This window comes from Tatumella terrea (genome assembly GCF_039523755.1).
In the GTDB taxonomy this organism is placed as follows: domain Bacteria; phylum Pseudomonadota; class Gammaproteobacteria; order Enterobacterales; family Enterobacteriaceae; genus Tatumella; species Tatumella terrea.
The window spans coordinates 214,705-233,491 of record NZ_BAAAFX010000017.1 but is presented as its reverse complement, the minus strand read 5'-3'; the positions used below and the strand labels follow the sequence as shown (position 1 = coordinate 233,491).

Sequence of the window (18,787 nt, the reverse complement as noted above, 5' to 3'; positions counted from 1 at the left end):
CAGGTACAAATAATAAAGGCCGGATATTCCGGCCTTTTGTTTTATGACTGCCTGGCAAATACGGAATCAATGTACCGTTCCTGCCGCTTTACGCTGTTCCGCACTTTCAAAATGATAGGTTAATGTATTACTGGTGTTATCCAGTGCCACCTTCACCGATCCCCCGTCAACCAGTGAGCCAAACAGTAATTCATTCGCCAGCGGTTTCTTAAGGTTTTCCTGTACGGCACGGGCCATTGGACGGGCACCCATCGCTTTGTCGTAGCCTTTTTCAGCCAGCCAGTCCCGTGCGCCGTCACTGACTTCCAGAGACACGCCTTTCTGATCCAGCTGGGCCTGCAGTTCGACAATAAACTTGTCGACTACCTGATGAATGACCCCGGTCGACAGATGATCAAACCAGATAATATTGTCCAGCCGGTTACGGAATTCAGGGGTAAAGGTCTTCCTGATTTCTTCCATCGCATCGGTCGTATTATCCTGATGGATCAGCCCGATAGATTTACGCTCTGTTTCACGTACCCCGGCGTTAGTGGTCATCACCAGCACCACATTACGGAAGTCTGCTTTACGTCCGTTATTATCGGTCAGTGTCCCGTTATCCATCACCTGCAGTAACAGATTAAAGACATCCGGATGCGCCTTCTCAATTTCATCGAGTAGCACGACCGAATGCGGATGTTTGATCACCGCATCCGTCAGTAATCCGCCCTGATCAAAGCCCACATAGCCCGGAGGCGCACCAATCAGGCGGCTGACCGTGTGGCGTTCCATATATTCCGACATATCAAAGCGTAACAGTTCAATGCCCAGAGCTTTCGCCAGCTGTACCGTGACCTCCGTTTTCCCCACCCCGGTCGGACCGGCAAACAGGAAGGAACCCACGGGTTTATGATCATGGCCCAGACCAGCACGACTCATTTTGATAGCTTCCGCCAGCGCATCGATTGCATTGTCCTGACCGAACACCAGCATTTTCAGCCGTGAGTCCAGATGACGCAGGGTATCGCGGTCTGTGGCTGAAACGCTCTGCTCAGGAATACGGGCAATACGCGCCACGACACTTTCAATGTCCTGAACATTGATGGTCTTTTTACGTTTACTCTGCGGGACCAACCGTGCACGGGCACCGGCTTCATCAATCACATCGATGGCTTTATCCGGCAGGTGACGGTCATTAATGTATTTCACCGCCAGTTCTACTGCCGCACGAACGGCTTTAGCAGTATAACGAACATCATGGTGTGCTTCGTACTTCGCTTTCAGACCGTTGATGATGCGGATGGTCTCTTCGGCTGATGGTTCAGTGATGTCAATTTTCTGGAAACGACGGGCCAGCGCACGGTCTTTTTCGAAGATCGAGCTGAATTCCTGATACGTCGTCGAGCCCATCACGCGGATTTTACCGCTGGAAAGCAGCGGTTTGATCAGGTTAGCGGCATCCACCTGCCCGCCGGAGGCAGCACCGGCACCGATGATGGTATGGATCTCATCGATAAACAGGATACTGTTTTCATCCTGCTCCAGTTGCTTAAGCAACGCTTTAAACCGTTTTTCAAAATCGCCGCGATACTTCGTCCCGGCCAGCAGAGAACCGATATCCAGTGAGTAGATAGTACAGTCTTTCATCACCTCCGGCACATCACCCTGCTCAATACGCCAGGCGAGACCTTCGGCGATCGCCGTCTTACCGACACCGGATTCCCCTACCAGCAGCGGATTATTTTTCCGGCGGCGGCATAAAACCTGAACGGCTCTTTCCAGTTCTTTATCACGGCCGATCAGAGGATCGATACCGCCGACCCGGGCCAGCTGATTCAGATTGGTGGTGAAGTTCTCCATACGTTCCTCCCCGCCTGTACTCTGCTCTTCGTTGTTGGCCTGGTTTTCGGGAGCAGGCGCACTCTCACCCTCATCTTTACGGACGCCATGAGAGATAAAGTTCACAATATCCAGACGGCTCACTTCATGCTTACGCAGTAAATACGCGGCCTGAGATTCCTGTTCACTGAAAATAGCCACCAGGACATTCGCCCCATTGACTTCACTGCGGCCGGAAGATTGCACATGAAACACGGCGCGTTGTAATACCCGCTGAAAACTCAGTGTCGGTTGAGTATCACGTTCACCGTCAGTGTCCGGTAAGACCGGGGTCGTTTTTTCGATGAAGGTTTCGAGTTCCTGACGTAAAACCACCAGGTCTACCGAGCAGGCTTCGAGGGCCTCACGGGCGGACGGATTACTGATCAACGCCAGTAACAGGTGTTCCACGGTCATAAATTCATGGTGGTGCTCCCGCGCTCTGGCGAAAGCCATATTTAAACTGAGTTCCAGTTCCTGATTGAGCATAAAGCACCTCCTCGATTCACGCTCTGATGTCTGCCTACAGATATGGTGGCTTAATCAGATTTTTCCAGAGTACAGAGCAAAGGATGTTCATTTTCTCTGGCATACTGATTGATCCTGACAACTTTTGTTTCTGCCACTTCGGCAGTAAATACCCCGCAGATCGCTTTGCCATCGTAATGGACTTTCAGCATGAGTTCCGTTGCGCGTTCAATATCATAAGAAAAGAACTTTTGCAGTACGTCAATAACAAATTCCATCGGTGTATAGTCATCGTTGTTCAAAATAACTTTATACATTGACGGTGGCTTCAGTTCCTCACGAACGGTGTTATCAGCAAGGTGTTCAAAATTAAGCCAGTCGTTTGTATTCGCCATAATATCCACTGAAGTGTGCCTGTGACTCTGTAGAGAATTCTTCAGTTAAGTCTATCATGCCGGCAAAATGATGCGCAGTCTGCATGCTCCTGATTAGGGCGGTTTGCTGCGGTTTTAAAGTCCGTATAGCGTTAACTGCTTCAAAGTTTGAGAAATTATCCCTGCCCGGCCTGTGGTAATTTCTTGACGATCCGTGCCGGTGAAGAGATAGTCGTAGCGACGGGTTTGTCTGTTTTATCATCAGGTGGCTCCCCGGCCACCCTGATTCATTTTTGCAATTCAGGTGAGAGGCATCATCACATGGAAACAGGATTTGTAAAATGGTTTAACAATGCCAAGGGATTCGGTTTTATTTGCCCGGAAGCCGGAGGTGAAGATATTTTTGCGCACTACTCCACCATTCAGATGGAAGGGTATAAGACACTGAAAGCAGGCCAGAAGGTGAGCTACAATGCCAGTGAAGGTGAAAAAGGGAATCAGGCCAGCCTGATCGTTCCTGTCAATGAAACTGTAGTCAATCTGTCATAATTACCCCTGCTGTGCAAGCCTGTCTCGCACAGCATGTTAAACGGATGACTCAGCCGTACCGGCCCCGGGCGAGTCCCCGTACCCGGCCTATCATTTTCCGGAGTAACCACGGAATCGACTGACTGCCCCGCTCTGCCACTTCACTGGCCACTGCTATCGCCAGCGAAGGTTTGGAGCTGTGCTGTATTGCGCGGGTGATCACTCGTTTTACCCCGCCCGGTCCATGTTCAGGGAGCTGAGCAGCCTGCCGGTAAACCTCAGCAAATCCGTTACGGTAGAAGTAATGTTCAATATCCGGCGCCGGAAAGCGGGTGAGATGATGCCGTTCCGCCTGCTGATCTGTCAGGTGGCTGGTCGCGATGGCGGCGTATTTCGCCCCTGCTTCATCCCCGTCCGTCAGAACGTGCCACCGGATACCCATATGTGCGGCAAACCGTAACAGTGGCTTCAGCCCGGACTGGGCGAATTCAACCACGCGGATCCCCTCCGACGCCAGAGAAAACCCTGTCTGCCGGGCCAGTTCATTAATCAGCCAGACTTCGGTTTCTCCCTCCACCAGAAGCCAGCAACGGGCAAACAGCGCCGTCGGGCGATTCACCTGAATATGGAAGGTCACTTTTCGCAACTCATCGCGGGACATGCCTTCATCAGGAATATGCCAGCAGCGGGTGATTTGCTGGTACCGGTCAAGACGGTAAATACTCTCCAGTGGCACCATAGAGACCAGATCAGACGAGTTAGTGGTCACCACCTTTTGTGCCGGTAACAGTGCCAGAAACTGCCATACCATCGATAGCATCATCGGATGCAGACGGGTTTCCGGGTCTTCGAGCAGGATCAACGGACGGGCACCCTCCGGAAGGGTTCCGGCTGAGGGCGTACCGGCGAGTAACATCAGCAGGGCACGCAGGATCGGCGCCCGATCCTGCCGGGCGGTTTTGGCCAGTTTCCGGTTCAGTGTATTCAGTTGCTGCCAGAGCAGATCGTTTTTCTCCGCTGATACCGGCAATTCAGATAATGCTCCCCCGGTACGGATATGGAAGTAATGTCCGGATAACCGGCACAACAGACTCAGCGCCTGTTGCAGCACCTCCGCTCCCTGCAGAATTTCTCCTTCCTGTGCCCTCCCCGCCAGGGGTAACTCAGCAGCCCGGACGCCCTCTCCACCGGCTGACCTCGCCAGTCCCGGGGGGCTGAAACGGGCATCACGTAATCGCAGCACCGGACACAGCACCCTGACATGTTGTATCAACCGATACACCACGGATTCTGTTACGTCAGGATAGTCAGGAAAGGAAAAACCCTGAGTCATCCCCTGTGCTGTCCGGCAGGCACTGAAGCTGAAACGCAGCCCGCGAACGGCGGGTTCTGCAGGCAGCAGCGCTGCTAACGTTGCCGGCAGGCTGCCGTCAGGGGACTCTGGTCCGAAAGTCAGTTCGATCAGACAGGTCCTGGCAGGCTCATCGTCCTGCGGGCGGAAAAAGTCGTTCTCTGTCAGGCGTGAACTCCCGGCCGCAGGCGACATCATCAGGGTCAGCGCATCCAGTAAACTGGATTTACCCCAGGCATTTTCACCAATCAGCAGGGAAATCTGGCGGAAGGACAGAGATAAAAACGCGATACCGCGAAAGTTTCTGATCTCGATCTGTTTCAGCATCATCGGGGAATTCGACTCCATAAGGAAAAACTGACAGGCCGGAAAACAGCCATCAGTATTTTATTTACTGACCAATATCAATCAGATAACCTGATTCTCTGATAATTACCTTTTCTGGGCTTCTTATGTATTCCGGTTTACTCATTATTCTCATTCCTTTGGTTGCGGGTTACCTGCTGCCTGTACGGCGTCCCGGTATTCTGAAAGCCGCGAATTACGCACTGACCCGCATGGTCTACATTATTCTGTTATTTATGGGAGTGAGCCTGGCATTCGTGGACAATCTGACCGCGAACCTGATGGTGATTGTCCGGATCACTCTGATCTGCGCTCTTTGCATTTTAGTCTGTAATTTTCTGGCGTTGAGATTATTTGACCGTATCGTCCCTTCACCGGCTGCTCATGCTTCCGGCCCGCTACCTTCCCGGCTGCATATGCTGCTGGACTCACTGAAAATGTGCGGTGTTGTGATTGCCGGATTTCTTATCGGATTAACCCACTGGCCGGTCTTACAAAATGCCACCCGGGCGGGTGAATATGCCCTGTTACTGCTGCTGTTACTGGTAGGTATCCAGTTACGTGCCAGTGGTATGAACCTGCGACAAATCCTGTTTAACCGTCAGGGCGTGACCGTCGCGGCCATCGTGCTGGTCAGTTCTCTGCCCGCAGGAATACTCGCCGCCCTGCTGCTCGGATTACCGGTGAAAACCGGACTGGCACTTTCCAGTGGTTTCGGCTGGTATTCTCTGTCCGGTATTTTAATGACCAATGCGTTCGGGCCGGTGATTGGTAACAGCGCTTTTCTGGTGGATCTGTTACGGGAACTGATCTCAATGATGCTGATCCCGTTGCTTATCCGCCGTTATCGTTCGACAGCACTGGGATTATGCGGCGCGACCTCCATGGACTTTACCCTGCCGGTACTGCAACGCGCCGGCGGATCCGGGATTGTACCTGCGGCGATCGTTCATGGTTTTATTATGAGTCTGCTGGCTCCGATCATGATCGCGTTCTTTTCCGCCTGAGCGCCGGTAACGATCACGTTCCGCGCTTTTCCGGGCAATTGTTGCCAGATACGCTACAATTTTGTTCATTATTCGTACTCATAACCGTCCCGGTCGGACCGGTTTTATTCCAGGGAGTCAGTAATGAAAAATACGGTTGCGTCATTTCTTATAAAAAGTCTGGAACTTGCCGGTGTAAAACGTATCTGGGGAGTCACCGGCGACTCCCTGAATGGCCTCAGTGACAGCCTGAATAAGCTGGGGACCATTGAGTGGATGTCCACCCGTCATGAAGAGGTCGCCGCCTTTGCCGCCGGTGCTGAAGCTCAGATCACCGGCCAGCTCGCGGTCTGTGCCGGCTCCTGCGGCCCGGGTAACCTGCATCTCATTAACGGACTGTTTGACTGTCACCGCAACAAGGTGCCGGTGCTGGCCATCGCGGCGCATATCCCTTCCAGCGAAATCGGCAGTGGTTATTTCCAGGAAACTCACCCGCAATCCCTGTTTCAGGAGTGCAGCCATTATTGTGAGATGGTGACGAATCCGGAGCAGTTACCACAGGTGCTGGCCATTGCAATGCGAAAAGCTTTCGTGGAAGGCGGCGTCTCCGTCATCGTTTTACCCGGCGATGTGGCCCTGGAGCCGGCGCCGGAAAAAGCCACACCCGCCTGGTACCCGCCGGTAGCGCCGATCTCCGTCCCTCCGCTGTTACAGCTCGAAACGCTGGCCGCCATGCTGAATCAGTCCGAAAATATCACGCTAATGTGTGGCAGCGGTTGTGCGGGTGCACACGCCGAAGTAACCGCGCTGGCTGAAAAGCTGAAAGCCCCCATCGTGCATGCACTGCGTGGCAAAGAGCATCTGGAATACGATAACCCTTATGATGTCGGAATGACCGGATTCATTGGTTTCTCTTCCGGCTATCAGGCCATGCAGAAAGCCGATACGCTGGTGCTGCTGGGGACTCGCTTCCCTTATCGCGCTTTCTATCCCACCGATGCGAAAATCATTCAGCTCGATATTTCTGCAGGCAGCCTGGGGGCACACTGCCCTGTCGACCTTCCGCTAACAGGGGATGTGAAAGCCACGCTGATGCTGCTGCTTCCCCGTCTGGAGGAAAAAAAGAACCGGAAACATCTCGACAGGGCCATTAATCATTATCAGGATGCGCGCCGGGACCTGGATGATTTAGCGATCCCTGATGACGAACAAGCCATTCACCCGCAATATCTGGCCAGCCAGATCAGTTTGCTGGCCAGTGAAGATGCGGTATTCACCTGCGATGTCGGTACCCCGACCGTCTGGGCGGCCCGCTATCTGAAAATGAACGGTCGCCGCCGCCTGCTGGGGTCGTTTAACCACGGTTCGATGGCCAACGCCATGCCACAGGCAATGGGGGCTCAGTCGGTCGACCCGCAGCGTCAGGTGGTAGCTCTGTGCGGAGATGGCGGGTTTGCCATGCTGATGGGTGATTTACTTTCCATTGCGCAACATAACTTACCGGTAAAACTGATCATCTTTAATAACAGTGTCCTGGGGTTTGTTGCCATGGAAATGCAGGCCGGCGGTTTTCTGACCGATGGTACTGAACTGGTCAATCCGGATTTCGCTGCCATCGCGGCGGCCTGTAATATCAAAGGGATTAATGTTGAGAAAGCGTCTGCCCTGCCCGATGCGCTGCAACAGGCCTTTGATCATCCGGGCCCGGTGCTGGTGAACGTGACGACCGCCGGTGATGAACTGGTGATCCCGCCGAAAATAAAACTTGAGCAGGCGAAAGGTTTCAGTCTGTATATGATCCGGGCCATCATTAATGGCCGCGGGAATGAGGTGATGGGTCTGGCGAAAACGAACTGGCTGCGGTAAAAGGGTAAGGCCGGCAACGGACAGTGGCCGGCCTGCTGATTTTTTACTGACGACGGAGCCTGATGTGATTGACTTACGAAGTGATACAGTGACCCAGCCCGGGGCTGAAATGTTACGTAAAATGACCTCTGCCGCGACAGGAGATGACGTTTACGGTGATGACCCGACAGTTAACGCGCTACAGGAAAAAGCCGCTGCACTGAGCGGTAAGCAGGCAGCCCTTTTCTTTCCCAGCGGAACTCAGGCGAATCTGGTGGCATTGCTCAGCCATTGTCAGCGGGGCGACGAATATATTGCCGGGCAGCATGCCCATAATTATCGCTATGAGGCCGGTGGCGCGGCAGTGTTAGGTAGTATCCAGCCCCAGCCCGTGATGGAAAATGCGGACGGCACCCTGCCGCTGGACATTGTCCGTGAGGCCATTAAACCCCGTGATATTCATTTTGCCCGAACCCGCCTTATCAGCATCGAAAATACTCATCATGGAAAAGTGCTGCCCTCTGACTGGCTGGCCGAAGTCTTTGCTTTTTCCCGTCAGCATCAGCTGGCCTTACACACCGATGGGGCGCGGATTTTTAATGCGGCTGTTGCCAGTGGTCAGCCACTGGACGCGTTAAGCCGGTACTGCGATACGCTGTCGATATGCCTGTCAAAAGGTCTGGGGGCACCGGTCGGGTCCCTGCTCTGCGGCAGTCACGAGTTTATTGAAGAAGCCTGTCGCTGGCGAAAAATGACCGGGGGCGGGATGCGCCAGGCCGGTATTCTGGCCGCCGCAGGGATTTATGCGCTCGACAATAATGTGGAGAGACTGGCTGAAGACCACGAAAACGCCCGCTGGCTGGCGGCTGAATTAACGGAGCTCGGTATCGAAGTCATTAGCCGGCAGACAAATATGCTGTTTATCGGCCTGCCGGAGGCACAGATTGCACCGTTACAGCAATGGATGGATGCACGGAATATTCGTATCAGCTTTGGCTACGGCACGCGTCTGGTCACTCACCTGAATACCCCCCGCCCGGCACTTCAGAAAGTCGTCGAGGCCTGGAAGGCCTTTTTACAGCAATAGCCCCGGCCCGGCCGCGTCAGTGCAGGGTGCCGTATTTACTGAGCAATGCCCGCGCAATAGCTTCGGTTTCAGCATCGGCTTTGCCGGTCACCCCTGCCGGCCGGAAATGCATCTGAAAGGCGCGAATAAGCCGGGTCTGTTCACTTTGTGAGGCAGGATCGGTGACGGGATAACCATAACGGGACAGTAACGCTATCAGCACCCGGGGGTCTGCAGGGGCTCTGGCTGAACGCCCTGCCAGAAACTGTGAGACAGTCCCCGCATCCGGCCAGGCACCCAGCCCGGCGTTTGCCAGACTGCGCCATGGAAAACAGGGGCCGGGGTCCTGTTTTCGTGAAGGTGCCACATCACTGTGGCCGACGATATTCACCGGAGTGATGGCATAACGCTTCACCAGCGTCTGCAGAAGGCTTTCCAGCGCTAAGAGTTGCGATGGCGGGTAAAGGGTACAGGTCGTCATGCCGCCTTTGCGGTAATACCCAGGATTAACCATCTCTATGCCTATCGAAATACTGTTCAGATGGGTATAGCCGCGCCAGCCACTCACGCCGGCATGCCAGGCAACACGGGATTCCGGCACCAGCTGATAAACGGTCACCGCGGGGGCTGACTTTCCATCGGGGGAGGTTATCAGATAATGTGCGCTGACATCCCCCTGACTGAGCAGGCGCAGGGAGCTGGCATTATCTTCAGCCGTATAGTGAATGACGACCATTTTCACCCGTGGTTCCTGGCTTCGGGCATTCAGATGGTGATCGACGGTAAACACCTGACGGTCTCCGGTGCCTGAATGACAACCGCTTAACAGCAGTACACTCCATAACCAGATTTTTTTCATGCGTCCCCGCCAAAAAGCGATAATAAACAGGCTAAAGCATACGCAAGCCTCCGCTGACTGACAAAATTTTGTGCTGCTTTTTTGACTCTGACGCGTATTTAAATAAATTTCCAGCGCCCGGAATTGCATAACTATGCTGGCGACGTTACTATTCGTCCTACTTTATTACTATTCAATTTTTACGCATGAGTATTCAACTAAACGGGATAAATTGCTTTTACGGCGATCACCAGGCACTGTTTGATATCGGACTGAATTGTCCGCAGGGTGAAACGATGGTTTTGCTCGGCCCAAGCGGTGCGGGTAAAAGCTCGCTCCTGCGGGTACTCAATCTGCTTGAAATGCCGCGTACCGGGGAACTGTCCATCGCCGGTAACCGCTTTAACTTCCGGGATAAGCCCTCTGAGCAGGCTATTCGTGAGTTACGGCGTAATGTCGGTATTGTATTCCAGCAGTACAATCTGTGGCCTCATCTGACCGTCATGCAGAACCTGACGGAAGCGCCCTGTCGTGTGCTGGGATTGAATAAAACGGCGGCTCGTCAGCGCGCCAGCGCACTGCTTGAACGTCTTAAACTCAGCACGTTTGCCGATCGTTTTCCCCTGCACCTGTCCGGGGGGCAACAGCAACGTGTTGCTATTGCCAGGGCATTGATGATGGAGCCTCAGGTGCTGCTTTTCGATGAGCCTACCGCCGCGCTGGATCCGGAAATCACCGGTCAGGTCGTCGATATTATTCGCGAGCTGGCACGGACCAATATTACGCAGGTTATCGTGACCCACGAGGTGGAATTTGCCCGTAAGACGGCAAGCCAGGTGGTTTACATGGAAAACGGACATATTATTGAGCAGGGTGATGCCAGTCGTTTCACTCACCCGCAGACCCCTCAGTTCGCACATTATCTTTCACATTAATCCGGGACTCATTATGAAAAAAATTCTTTTAGCCGCCCTGTTTGCCGGTGCCAGCCTGAGTGCTTCCGCAGCCACAACCTTACATTTTGCGACCGAAGCCTCTTATCCTCCGTTTGAATTTGTCGGGGCCGATAATAAAATCCAGGGCTTTGATGTTGATCTGGCGGATGCGATTTGTAAAAAGATCGATGCCACCTGTGAATTCACTAACCAGTCATTTGACAGCCTGATCCCGGGCCTGAAATTCCGTCGCTATGATGTGGTTATGGCCGGGATGGATATCACACCTGATCGTGAAAAACAGGTGCTGTTCACCAAACCGTATTACGATAACTCCGCGTTATTTATCGCACAGAAAGGCAAAGTTGCCAGCATTGCCGCCTTAAAAGGCTTACGCGTCGGGGTTCAGAACGGCACGACACATCAGAAATACCTTACCGATAAGCATCCTGAGATCACCATGGTGCCTTATGACAGCTATCAGAACGCGATGCTGGACCTGAAAAACGGTCGAGTGAATGCCGTGTTTGGTGATACTGCCGTGGTGAATGAATGGCTGAAGAAAGATCCCAAACTTAGCAGTGTCGGTAATAAAGTCACCGATAAAGACTATTTCGGTACCGGTTTAGGGATTGCGGTCCGTCAGGGGAATTCGGCTCTGCAAAAACAACTGGATCAGGGCCTGGCCGAAGTGAAAGCCGACGGCACTTACCAGACCATCTACCACAAATGGTTCCAGCAGTAATCGCCAATGAGTGAGTTATTTCCACTCGCAAGCGCCGCCGGGATGACCGTCGGCCTTGCCGTCTGCGCATTAGTGCTCGGGCTGTTACTGGCGATAGTGTTCGCCGGCTGGGAATCGTTGCGTTTTAAGATCTTCGCCTGGCCCGGGACAGTACTGGTGACATTACTGCGGGGTCTGCCGGAGATCCTGGTGGTGTTGGGGATTTATTTCGGATCCTCCCAGTTGCTGCTGACGCTCTCCGATGGTTTTGACATCCCGCTCGGTGTGACCCGGCTGCATGTTCAGATGAACATCACTGATTTTAATGTCAGCCCGTTTCTTTGCGGTGTGATTTCTCTGGCGCTGCTCTATTCGGCCTATGCCTCCCAGACCCTGCGCGGGGCTCTGAAAGCCGTTCCCGCGGGGCAACGTGAATCCGGTATGGCGTTGGGGATGAAAAAATTCACCATCTTCTACCGGCTGATTTTACCGCAGATGTGGCGTCATGCCTTACCGGGACTGGGTAACCAGTGGCTGGTATTGCTGAAAGATACTGCGCTGGTTTCGCTGATCAGCGTTAATGACTTAATGCTACAGACCAAAAGTATTGCCACCCGTACCCAGCAGCCGTTTACCTGGTATCTGCTGGCGGCCGCCATTTACCTGATCATCACGCTGTTCAGTCAGTACATTTTACGGCGAATTGAACAACGTGCGACCCGTTTCGACCAGGAGTCTGCATAATGGCAGAATACTTTCCTCAGTTACTGAAAGGTCTGCATACCAGCCTGTTCCTGACGCTCAGTTCTTTACTGATAGCTCTGGTGCTGGCGGTAGGCTTCACCCTGATCCTTGCACTGAAAAAGCCGCTGGCGGGGCGGGTGGTGAATATCTATATTACCCTGTTTACCGGGACACCGCTGCTGGTACAGATTTTCCTGATTTATTACGGCCCCGGGCAGTTTCCGCAGTTAGAGCACTACCCATGGCTCTGGTCCCTGCTCTCTCAGCCCTGGTTTTGTGCCATTCTCGCACTCTCGCTGAACAGTGCCGCGTATACGACACAGCTTTTTTATGGTGCGGTGAAAGCCATCCCGAAAGGTCAATGGCAATCCTGTGCTGCGCTGGGGATGAGCCGTCATCAGACCATGAGAATACTGCTACCCTATGCGTTTAAACGGGCGTTATCGGCCTATTCCAATGAGGTCGTGCTGATATTTAAAAGCACATCACTGGCCTATACCATCACGCTGATGGATGTCATGGGTGAAGGGCAATTGTTGTATGGGCGTACCTACGATGTGTCGGTGTTTGTGGCCGCAGGGATCATCTACCTGTGTGTTAACGGGCTCCTGACTCTGCTGTTGCGGGGTCTGGAATATTACGCATTACGTTTTGAGCGTCGTAGCTGACCTTCCGTTGCGGGGCCGGAAACCTCCGGCCCCGCAGTTATCTCTCCTGCTCTCCGTGACCAGCCGGCGGCCCCGGGACCCGTCTGAAGAAGGCACGACTGCTGGCAGGTACACATAACAGCAGGATAATCAATAAATCAGGTATCTTCTGCAGCAGGATATGCCGGACGAAATGGTGGCTGTCAGCAGGATCGATACCCGGCAAACACGACAGGCCCTCGCCCCGGCCCCTGAAAAGGATCAGTAACAGTACCAGACACTGACAGCAGATAAACAGAGTCCGCCAGTGGTAGCTTCCCCTCAGCAGCATCAGTACACTCCCCGCTTCAAACAGAAATACCCCGCCCATCAGCATAAACAGTAAGCGATAATCCGGCAGCAGGCTAAGACGGAGTATTTCGCTCAGAGTGCCGCCCGTGTCCGACCTGAACAGCAGTACCAGCATCAGCAAATTAAATAAACGCGTAGCAATAATCGAGATGACGGCGGCCAGCACCGGGGCCGGGATAGCCTGCGGGAGAAAGACCTTGGATCCTGGCATCTGCTGTACCTCCTTTACAGACCGTCGAAGACTCATCCGGGCCTGCCAGGATGAGAGAAAAGTATCGTGTCGGGTCGCGGGCTGAGGCACATTTAACGTCAATACCGTCCATCAGCCCCCGTTTTTACCATCCTCCCTGTGCCGGGTTAACGTGACCGTGGCAAGCCGGTTTAGGGTTAGTGTCACTGCAAAAATACTTCCGGCGGAGTGTATCCTTTAACCTGATGACCAGGGGATAAGTGGCAACAAAAATGCGGGCGGGATCCCGTTATCACTTCAGGCCTGCCTTTCGATTTTATACGGCCCCGCTGTCAGCCCGGGATTCCGCAGAGCTGCACAGACACGTCACCTCTGCGGGTGAATAACAGAGTGAATAGCCGCCGGACCCTTAGACCCATAGCAGCATGACTCGTGCACAGACTGCCTCCCCGCGACTGGCAGCTCTGAAGATTCAGCTTATTCTATCGAGGCAGGCTTTCCGCAGGCCGGGGAGATTCGTGCACAGACTGCCTGCCCGCAAAAAAACTGCGGAGCCGGGATCCGGGGCGGCGGGCCGGACGGTCCATGACAATGGAATGCCCCCTGCGCGCAGAGCTTTAGTGTAACAGCGGTTGTGCAGTATGCAGGGAAGCACTGTTTTCAGCGGTGACCAGTAAATGGTTAGCCGCCAGCTCCATGATGATCATGGATAACTGCTCTTCGCTCTGCTGCATAAAAAAGGAGAACTGGGATAAGGCCAGGCCATTGCCGATGCTAAGGGACTGACAGATGATGAGCCTGGGTAAACTGTCATCCTGAATATCCAGAAAACATTTTGCCGTCAGCGAACTGGCATTGATTTGGGAAATTTCCCCCACCAGCGTAAGCAGTGCTGACGATCTGACTTCGGCACTCACGGTCACCAGAATCACATTGTCGATAATATCCAGTTTTGCATCAAACACCCCATCAATGTTCTGCATTGCAGATAAGTGCAGAGCCTGACAGCTGCCACATTCAAACCAGTCAATCGTGGTTTTATCCATCCAGTCGCGCAGCATTTCAAGGTCAGGTGTGACAAGAGCGTCCATCATTTTTTTCCGGCTTAATCATCAGGCGCAACAGATTACGCAAAAATCCCCTGTAACGCTATGACCGGTGAATAATTTCGTCGCCCTGTAACGCAACATTTGCCGGTGTTGTGATCCTCAGCGCCCGAAAATCTGTTAACTGTTGTATTTATCACTCCCCCTGCCCCCCGGAGGAAAATATTCCGTGGCGCAGGGGTGTCCTTGCGAAGCGGAGCTGAATCACACGTTAACGTGTCGCCCAGCCTTGCTGATGCAGGAAGTCCAGCATAAACGGCCGGTTCTCTTTGACAATCATACGCTGGATCATCTCACTCCAGCTTTCCTGGCGGCTATTACTGCCCCGCTGCTGATAGTATTCCTGAATGTGCTGGTCATAGCCGGCCAGCACCTGACTATCCATCGGCTGATAACTGTTTTCGTGCACCAGCAGGCTCAGCGGCAACCGGGGCTTCACCTCCGGGTCGGCATCCGGCCAGCCCAGGCACAGCCCGAACAGAGGCAACACAAAACGCGGTAATGAGAGCAGATCGGTCACTTCATGAGGATGATTGCGCAAACCGCCGATAAAGACACCGCCCAACCCCAGTGACTCCGCAGCCACCATCGCATTCTGCGCCATCAGCGCCGTATCGACACAACCCAACAATAACTGCTCCGCAAGTCCCAGCCCGGCCTCAGGACAGATCTGCTGGTGGCGGTTAAAGTCAGCACAAAAGACCCAAAACTCCGCCGCCTCACTCACCCAGGGTTGAGGCCCCGCCAGTTCGGACAAACGATTTCGCTTTTGCGGATCCGTCACCCGGATGATAGATGAACACTGTAAAAAACTGGAGGTGGAGGCGGACTGAGCTGCCGAAAAGATCGCATGACGCTCTTCATCACTGATCTGACGGTCAGTAAACGCCCTGATTGAACGATGCCGGCGTAACAGGTCGATCGTCGGGGTCATAAGTATCTCCTTTCTGTTGCAGTTAGAGGGGTATTATTTCTTTGCCGGTGAACTCGCCAGTATCGCCCGGAGCGTACGGTAACCCAGTGTGATCACTGCCGGCAGGATCAGCAGGATACCGGCTGTCAGACTGATTTTTGCCAGCATGTGGCTGTCCTCTCCCCCGGTCAGGCGGCCGTGGCTGTTAATCAGCACTATCGACAGCAGCACCAGAACACCTCCGGCAAGTTCGGCAATAATCAGGTATCGCGGCAGGCGTGTAGTATCAGACATCTCTTTATATTCCTGTTAACCGGTTGTGCGCCCGGCATCGCCAGTCGTTGTCGATTGATAGTAACATTCAAAGCAACAGGGATTTCCTGTTTTCCTTTCATACTGAAGACAGGCATCATAGTGGCTTGTTATCTGTTTTTCTCTAAATCACTCAGGAGAGTGCCATGTTTGCAGTTATTTTTGGTCGTCCGGGCTGCCCTTATTGTGTTCGCGCTAAAGACCTTGCCGAAAAGTTAACCGAAGATCGCGAAGACTTCAGCTACCGCTACATCGATATCCATGCGGAAGGGATCACCAAAGCTGACCTGGAAAAAACCGTCGGTAAACCGGTAGAAACCGTACCGCAGATTTTCCTTGATCAGCAACATGTCGGTGGTTTTACCGAATTTGAAGCCTATGCCAAAGAGCACCTGGGTCTGTTTCAGTAATCTCTCTGCAATATGCGCGCCGCTTCCCGGGCGCGTTATCCTTCCTGCGGTTTTTTCATGTTCCCGTCATAGTCTGTTGCCGAAAATGCGTTTAGAATGCTGACTTTATATCTGCCGCTGAGCGCCAGCGTTCAGAGGTATTTACTCATCTCGTTCCTTTGCGGATAAGAAGCCAATTTGTGAATATTAACGTCGCCAACCTCCTGAGCTCCAATGACGTTTTGTTATTATTTGTCGTCCTTTCTCTCGGGCTATGCCTGGGTAAACTCCGCCTCGGGAGTATCCAGATAGGTAGTTCTATCGGGGTACTGGTCATGTCTTTACTGCTCGGACAACAACACTTTTCTATTAATACCGATGCACTGAGCCTCGGGTTTATGCTGTTCATCTTCTGTGTCGGCGTGGAAGCCGGGCCTAACTTCTTTTCTATCTTTTTCCGTGACGGTAAGAACTACTTTATGCTGGCACTGGTGATGGTGGTTACTGCACTGGTGCTGGCACTCGGCCTTGGCCGGTTATTCCACTGGGATATCGGACTGACGGCAGGTATGCTCGCAGGCTCAATGACCTCCACTCCGGTTCTGGTCGGCGCCGGTGACACGCTACGCCAAAGTGTTACAGAGGGCAGTAAGCTGAATTTGATGCAGGATCATCTGAGCCTGGGATATGCCCTGACCTACCTGGTGGGACTGGTCAGTCTTATTCTCGGTGCCCGCTACCTGCCGCGACTACAGCACCAGGATTTACCTACCAGCGCGCAACAGATTGCCCGTGAACGGGGACTGGATGCAGACAGCCAGCGTAAAGTCTTTTTACCGGTGATCCGGGCTTATCGTGTGGGCCAGGAACTGGTCGAATGGACCGGCGGTAAGAACCTCCGGGAACTGGGGATTTACCGTCATACCGGATGCTATATAGAGCGGATCCGTCGCAATGGTATTCTGGCTAATCCCGACGGGGATGCAGTACTGCAACAAGGTGACGATATCTCTCTGGTGGGATATCCGGATGCACACGCCAGGCTGGATCCCAGCTTCCGCCACGGCAAGGAAGTGTTCGATCGCGATCTCCTCGATATGCGTATCGTGACCGAAGAAATTGTGGTGAAAAATCACAATGCCGTGAATAAAAGACTGGGTAAATTAAGACTGACAGATCATGGCTGCTTTCTGAACCGCGTGATCCGTAACCAGATAGAAATGCCGATAGATGATGAAATCCTGCTGAACAAAGGCGATATCCTGCAGGTGAGCGGTGAGGCCAAACGGGTAAAAAGTATTGCCGATCGGATTGGCTTTATCGCGATCCATAGCCAGGTGACCGATTTACTGGCCTTCTGTGCCTTCTTTATTGTCGGGCTGATGATAGGGATGATTACTTTCCAGTTCAGTAATTTTAATGTCAGCATCGGTAATGCCGCCGGATTACTGTTTGCAGGCATTCTGCTGGGCTTTTTACGGGCTAACCACCCGACTTTCGGTTACATCCCGCAGGGTGCCCTGACGATGGTGAAAGAGTTCGGGCTGATGGTATTTATGGCCGGCGTCGGGCTGAGTGCCGGTAGCGGAATTAATCAGGGGTTAGGCAGAGACGGGCTTGAAATGCTGGCCTGCGGTCTGCTGGTCAGTCTTATTCCGGTGGTGATCACCTACCTGGTGGGGGCGTATCTTTTGCGGATGAACAGAGCCATGTTGTTCGGGGCATTAATGGGGGCAAGAACCTGTGCACCGGCGATGGAAATCATTTCTGATACCGCACGCAGCAGCATTCCCGCACTGGGATATGCCGGGACGTATGCCATCGCAAACGTATTGCTGACCCTGGCCGGGACATTGATTGTGCTTATCTGGCCACTGATTAACTGACGCTTCCCGCCGCGAGCTCTTCAGGCACCCTGCCTCACGACGGGTGCCTTTGCTTACCCCGCCATAACACAGTAGTCCACTGTTTTTATTCTCTATTTTTCCCTTCATCATCCGCGGCTGCCACATTAACGCTTTGTGCGTTACAGGTGTTAACGCACAGATACACAAGAAATAAGAACCGGATTATTTACTTTTTATGACGTTGTTTTATCCTGTTAAGCAAATCTTAAGCTCTTCTCTGTATGCTTTACGTCAATTAGTGACAAATTGCCCGCGCTGACTGCCCATAAGGATCGCTCAAAACAATGGAACACCTGAATCACATTCTGTTTCTATGGATTAATGCCACACCCGACTCCCCTCACGCACTGATTCAACTGGCACTGTTTTTCGCCAGAGACCTGATTGCCATTGTTCCGCTACTGATTGTCGGCTTGTGGTTATGGGGCCCGGACAACCAGGTTTCCCGGCAGCGGGTATTGGTACTGAAAACCGGCACGGCACTGATCTACGCGCTGGCCATAGCGACCGTGGTGGCCTTTTTCTATCCTCATCCGCGACCTTTTGTTGTCGGCCTGGGCTATCAGTTTCTGAGTCACAGTGCAGATGGCTCCTACCCGAGCGATCACGGCACCATTATTTTTACCTTTGCGCTGGCCTTTATCTTCTGGCACAGACTCTGGTCAGGTGTCGTATTACTGGCCATCGGTATCGCTATCGCCTGGTCACGGGTGTATCTGGGGGTTCACTGGCCGCTGGATATGCTGGGAGGATTTCTGGTCGGGATGCTCGGTTGCGTGGCATCACAGCTGGGGTGGAGTATTTATGGCGACCGTTTTCTGTCTTTCGCCAGCGATGTCTATCGTTTTGTGTTCGGCCCGTTAATTAAAAAAGGCTGGGTGCGTCACTGATAACCTGGCCGGGCCGAC

The 18,787-nt window shown here is 53.1% G+C and carries 19 protein-coding genes; 11 read left to right on the top strand and 8 right to left on the bottom strand.

Annotated elements, in window-relative coordinates:
* Nucleotides 1-66: 66 nt before the first annotated feature.
* The gene (gene clpA / locus ABD035_RS13150) at nt 67-2,349 is read right to left on the bottom strand and encodes an ATP-dependent Clp protease ATP-binding subunit ClpA (RefSeq protein WP_343870677.1); all 2,283 of its coding nucleotides are present in this window, start codon (nt 2,347-2,349) and stop codon (nt 67-69) included.
* 50 nt (nt 2,350-2,399) lie between these two features.
* Nucleotides 2,400-2,723, bottom strand: coding sequence for an ATP-dependent Clp protease adapter ClpS (gene clpS / locus ABD035_RS13145; protein ID WP_212713867.1), 324 nt, complete (start codon nt 2,721-2,723; stop codon nt 2,400-2,402).
* Nucleotides 2,724-3,023: 300 nt separating this feature from the next.
* Here clpS and cspD point away from each other — a divergent pair, with 300 nt between their 5' ends.
* Nucleotides 3,024-3,251, top strand: a complete 228-nt coding sequence (cspD, locus tag ABD035_RS13140) for a cold shock domain-containing protein CspD (RefSeq protein ID WP_212713939.1) — start codon at nt 3,024-3,026, stop codon at nt 3,249-3,251.
* A 49-nt stretch (nt 3,252-3,300) separates the two neighbouring features.
* Here cspD and ABD035_RS13135 read toward each other — a convergent pair whose 3' ends face one another.
* Nucleotides 3,301-4,911, bottom strand: coding sequence for a DUF2813 domain-containing protein (locus tag ABD035_RS13135; protein ID WP_343870676.1), 1,611 nt, complete (start codon nt 4,909-4,911; stop codon nt 3,301-3,303).
* 122 nt (nt 4,912-5,033) lie between these two features.
* Between ABD035_RS13135 and ABD035_RS13130 the strand changes: the two genes are divergently transcribed.
* The 3 genes from ABD035_RS13130 (at nt 5,034) to ltaE (ending at nt 8,844) form a co-directional block, all read left to right on the top strand.
* The gene (locus ABD035_RS13130) at nt 5,034-5,933 is read left to right on the top strand and encodes a LysO family transporter (RefSeq protein WP_343870675.1); all 900 of its coding nucleotides are present in this window, start codon (nt 5,034-5,036) and stop codon (nt 5,931-5,933) included.
* A 123-nt stretch (nt 5,934-6,056) separates the two neighbouring features.
* Entirely contained in the window at nt 6,057-7,778 is a 1,722-nt protein-coding gene (poxB, locus tag ABD035_RS13125) for a ubiquinone-dependent pyruvate dehydrogenase (RefSeq protein ID WP_343870673.1), read from the top strand.
* Nucleotides 7,779-7,842: 64 nt separating this feature from the next.
* On the top strand, nt 7,843-8,844 hold the full coding sequence (ltaE, locus tag ABD035_RS13120; RefSeq protein ID WP_212713871.1) for a low-specificity L-threonine aldolase: 1,002 nt from the start codon (nt 7,843-7,845) through the stop codon (nt 8,842-8,844).
* 16 nt (nt 8,845-8,860) lie between these two features.
* Here the strand turns inward: ltaE and ABD035_RS13115 are convergent, their stop codons facing one another.
* Nucleotides 8,861-9,682, bottom strand: coding sequence for an N-acetylmuramoyl-L-alanine amidase (locus tag ABD035_RS13115; protein ID WP_343870672.1), 822 nt, complete (start codon nt 9,680-9,682; stop codon nt 8,861-8,863).
* A 185-nt stretch (nt 9,683-9,867) separates the two neighbouring features.
* Between ABD035_RS13115 and artP the strand changes: the two genes are divergently transcribed.
* From artP to artM, 4 genes are read left to right on the top strand one after another with little or no spacing between them, the layout of a single operon-like run.
* A complete protein-coding gene (artP, locus tag ABD035_RS13110) occupies nt 9,868-10,596 on the top strand; it encodes an arginine ABC transporter ATP-binding protein ArtP (RefSeq protein ID WP_212713873.1) in 729 nt (242 codons plus the stop codon).
* A gap of 13 nt (nt 10,597-10,609) precedes the next feature.
* Entirely contained in the window at nt 10,610-11,341 is a 732-nt protein-coding gene (gene artJ / locus ABD035_RS13105) for an arginine ABC transporter substrate-binding protein (RefSeq protein WP_212713874.1), read from the top strand.
* Between the two features lie 6 nt (nt 11,342-11,347).
* A complete protein-coding gene (artQ, locus tag ABD035_RS13100) occupies nt 11,348-12,064 on the top strand; it encodes an arginine ABC transporter permease ArtQ (RefSeq protein ID WP_212713875.1) in 717 nt (238 codons plus the stop codon).
* Nucleotides 12,064-12,732: an arginine ABC transporter permease ArtM gene (gene artM / locus ABD035_RS13095; protein ID WP_212713876.1), complete on the top strand. Its 669-nt coding sequence runs from the start codon at nt 12,064-12,066 to the stop codon at nt 12,730-12,732. Before artQ ends, artM begins: the two co-directional genes overlap by 1 nt.
* Nucleotides 12,733-12,769: 37 nt before the next feature.
* On the opposite strand, the gene ABD035_RS13090 is transcribed toward artM, so the two are convergent.
* From ABD035_RS13090 to ABD035_RS13075, 4 genes are all read right to left on the bottom strand, one after another.
* Nucleotides 12,770-13,273: a YbjO family protein gene (locus tag ABD035_RS13090; RefSeq protein WP_343870671.1), complete on the bottom strand. Its 504-nt coding sequence runs from the start codon at nt 13,271-13,273 to the stop codon at nt 12,770-12,772.
* 596 nt (nt 13,274-13,869) lie between these two features.
* Nucleotides 13,870-14,343, bottom strand: coding sequence for a YbjN domain-containing protein (locus ABD035_RS13085; RefSeq protein ID WP_343870695.1), 474 nt, complete (start codon nt 14,341-14,343; stop codon nt 13,870-13,872).
* Nucleotides 14,344-14,569: 226 nt separating this feature from the next.
* A complete protein-coding gene (nfsA, locus tag ABD035_RS13080; protein ID WP_212713878.1) occupies nt 14,570-15,292 on the bottom strand; it encodes an oxygen-insensitive NADPH nitroreductase in 723 nt (240 codons plus the stop codon).
* A gap of 33 nt (nt 15,293-15,325) precedes the next feature.
* On the bottom strand, nt 15,326-15,565 hold the full coding sequence (locus ABD035_RS13075; RefSeq protein WP_212713879.1) for a DUF1418 family protein: 240 nt from the start codon (nt 15,563-15,565) through the stop codon (nt 15,326-15,328).
* A gap of 164 nt (nt 15,566-15,729) precedes the next feature.
* On the opposite strand from ABD035_RS13075, the gene ABD035_RS13070 reads away from it, so the two are divergent.
* From ABD035_RS13070 to ybjG, 3 genes are all read left to right on the top strand, one after another.
* Entirely contained in the window at nt 15,730-15,993 is a 264-nt protein-coding gene (locus ABD035_RS13070; RefSeq protein ID WP_025902886.1) for a GrxA family glutaredoxin, read from the top strand.
* A gap of 179 nt (nt 15,994-16,172) precedes the next feature.
* A complete protein-coding gene (locus ABD035_RS13065) occupies nt 16,173-17,858 on the top strand; it encodes an aspartate:alanine antiporter (protein ID WP_212713880.1) in 1,686 nt (561 codons plus the stop codon).
* Between the two features lie 305 nt (nt 17,859-18,163).
* Nucleotides 18,164-18,769, top strand: coding sequence for an undecaprenyl-diphosphate phosphatase (gene ybjG / locus ABD035_RS13060; protein WP_212713881.1), 606 nt, complete (start codon nt 18,164-18,166; stop codon nt 18,767-18,769).
* Nucleotides 18,770-18,787 lie beyond the last annotated feature (18 nt).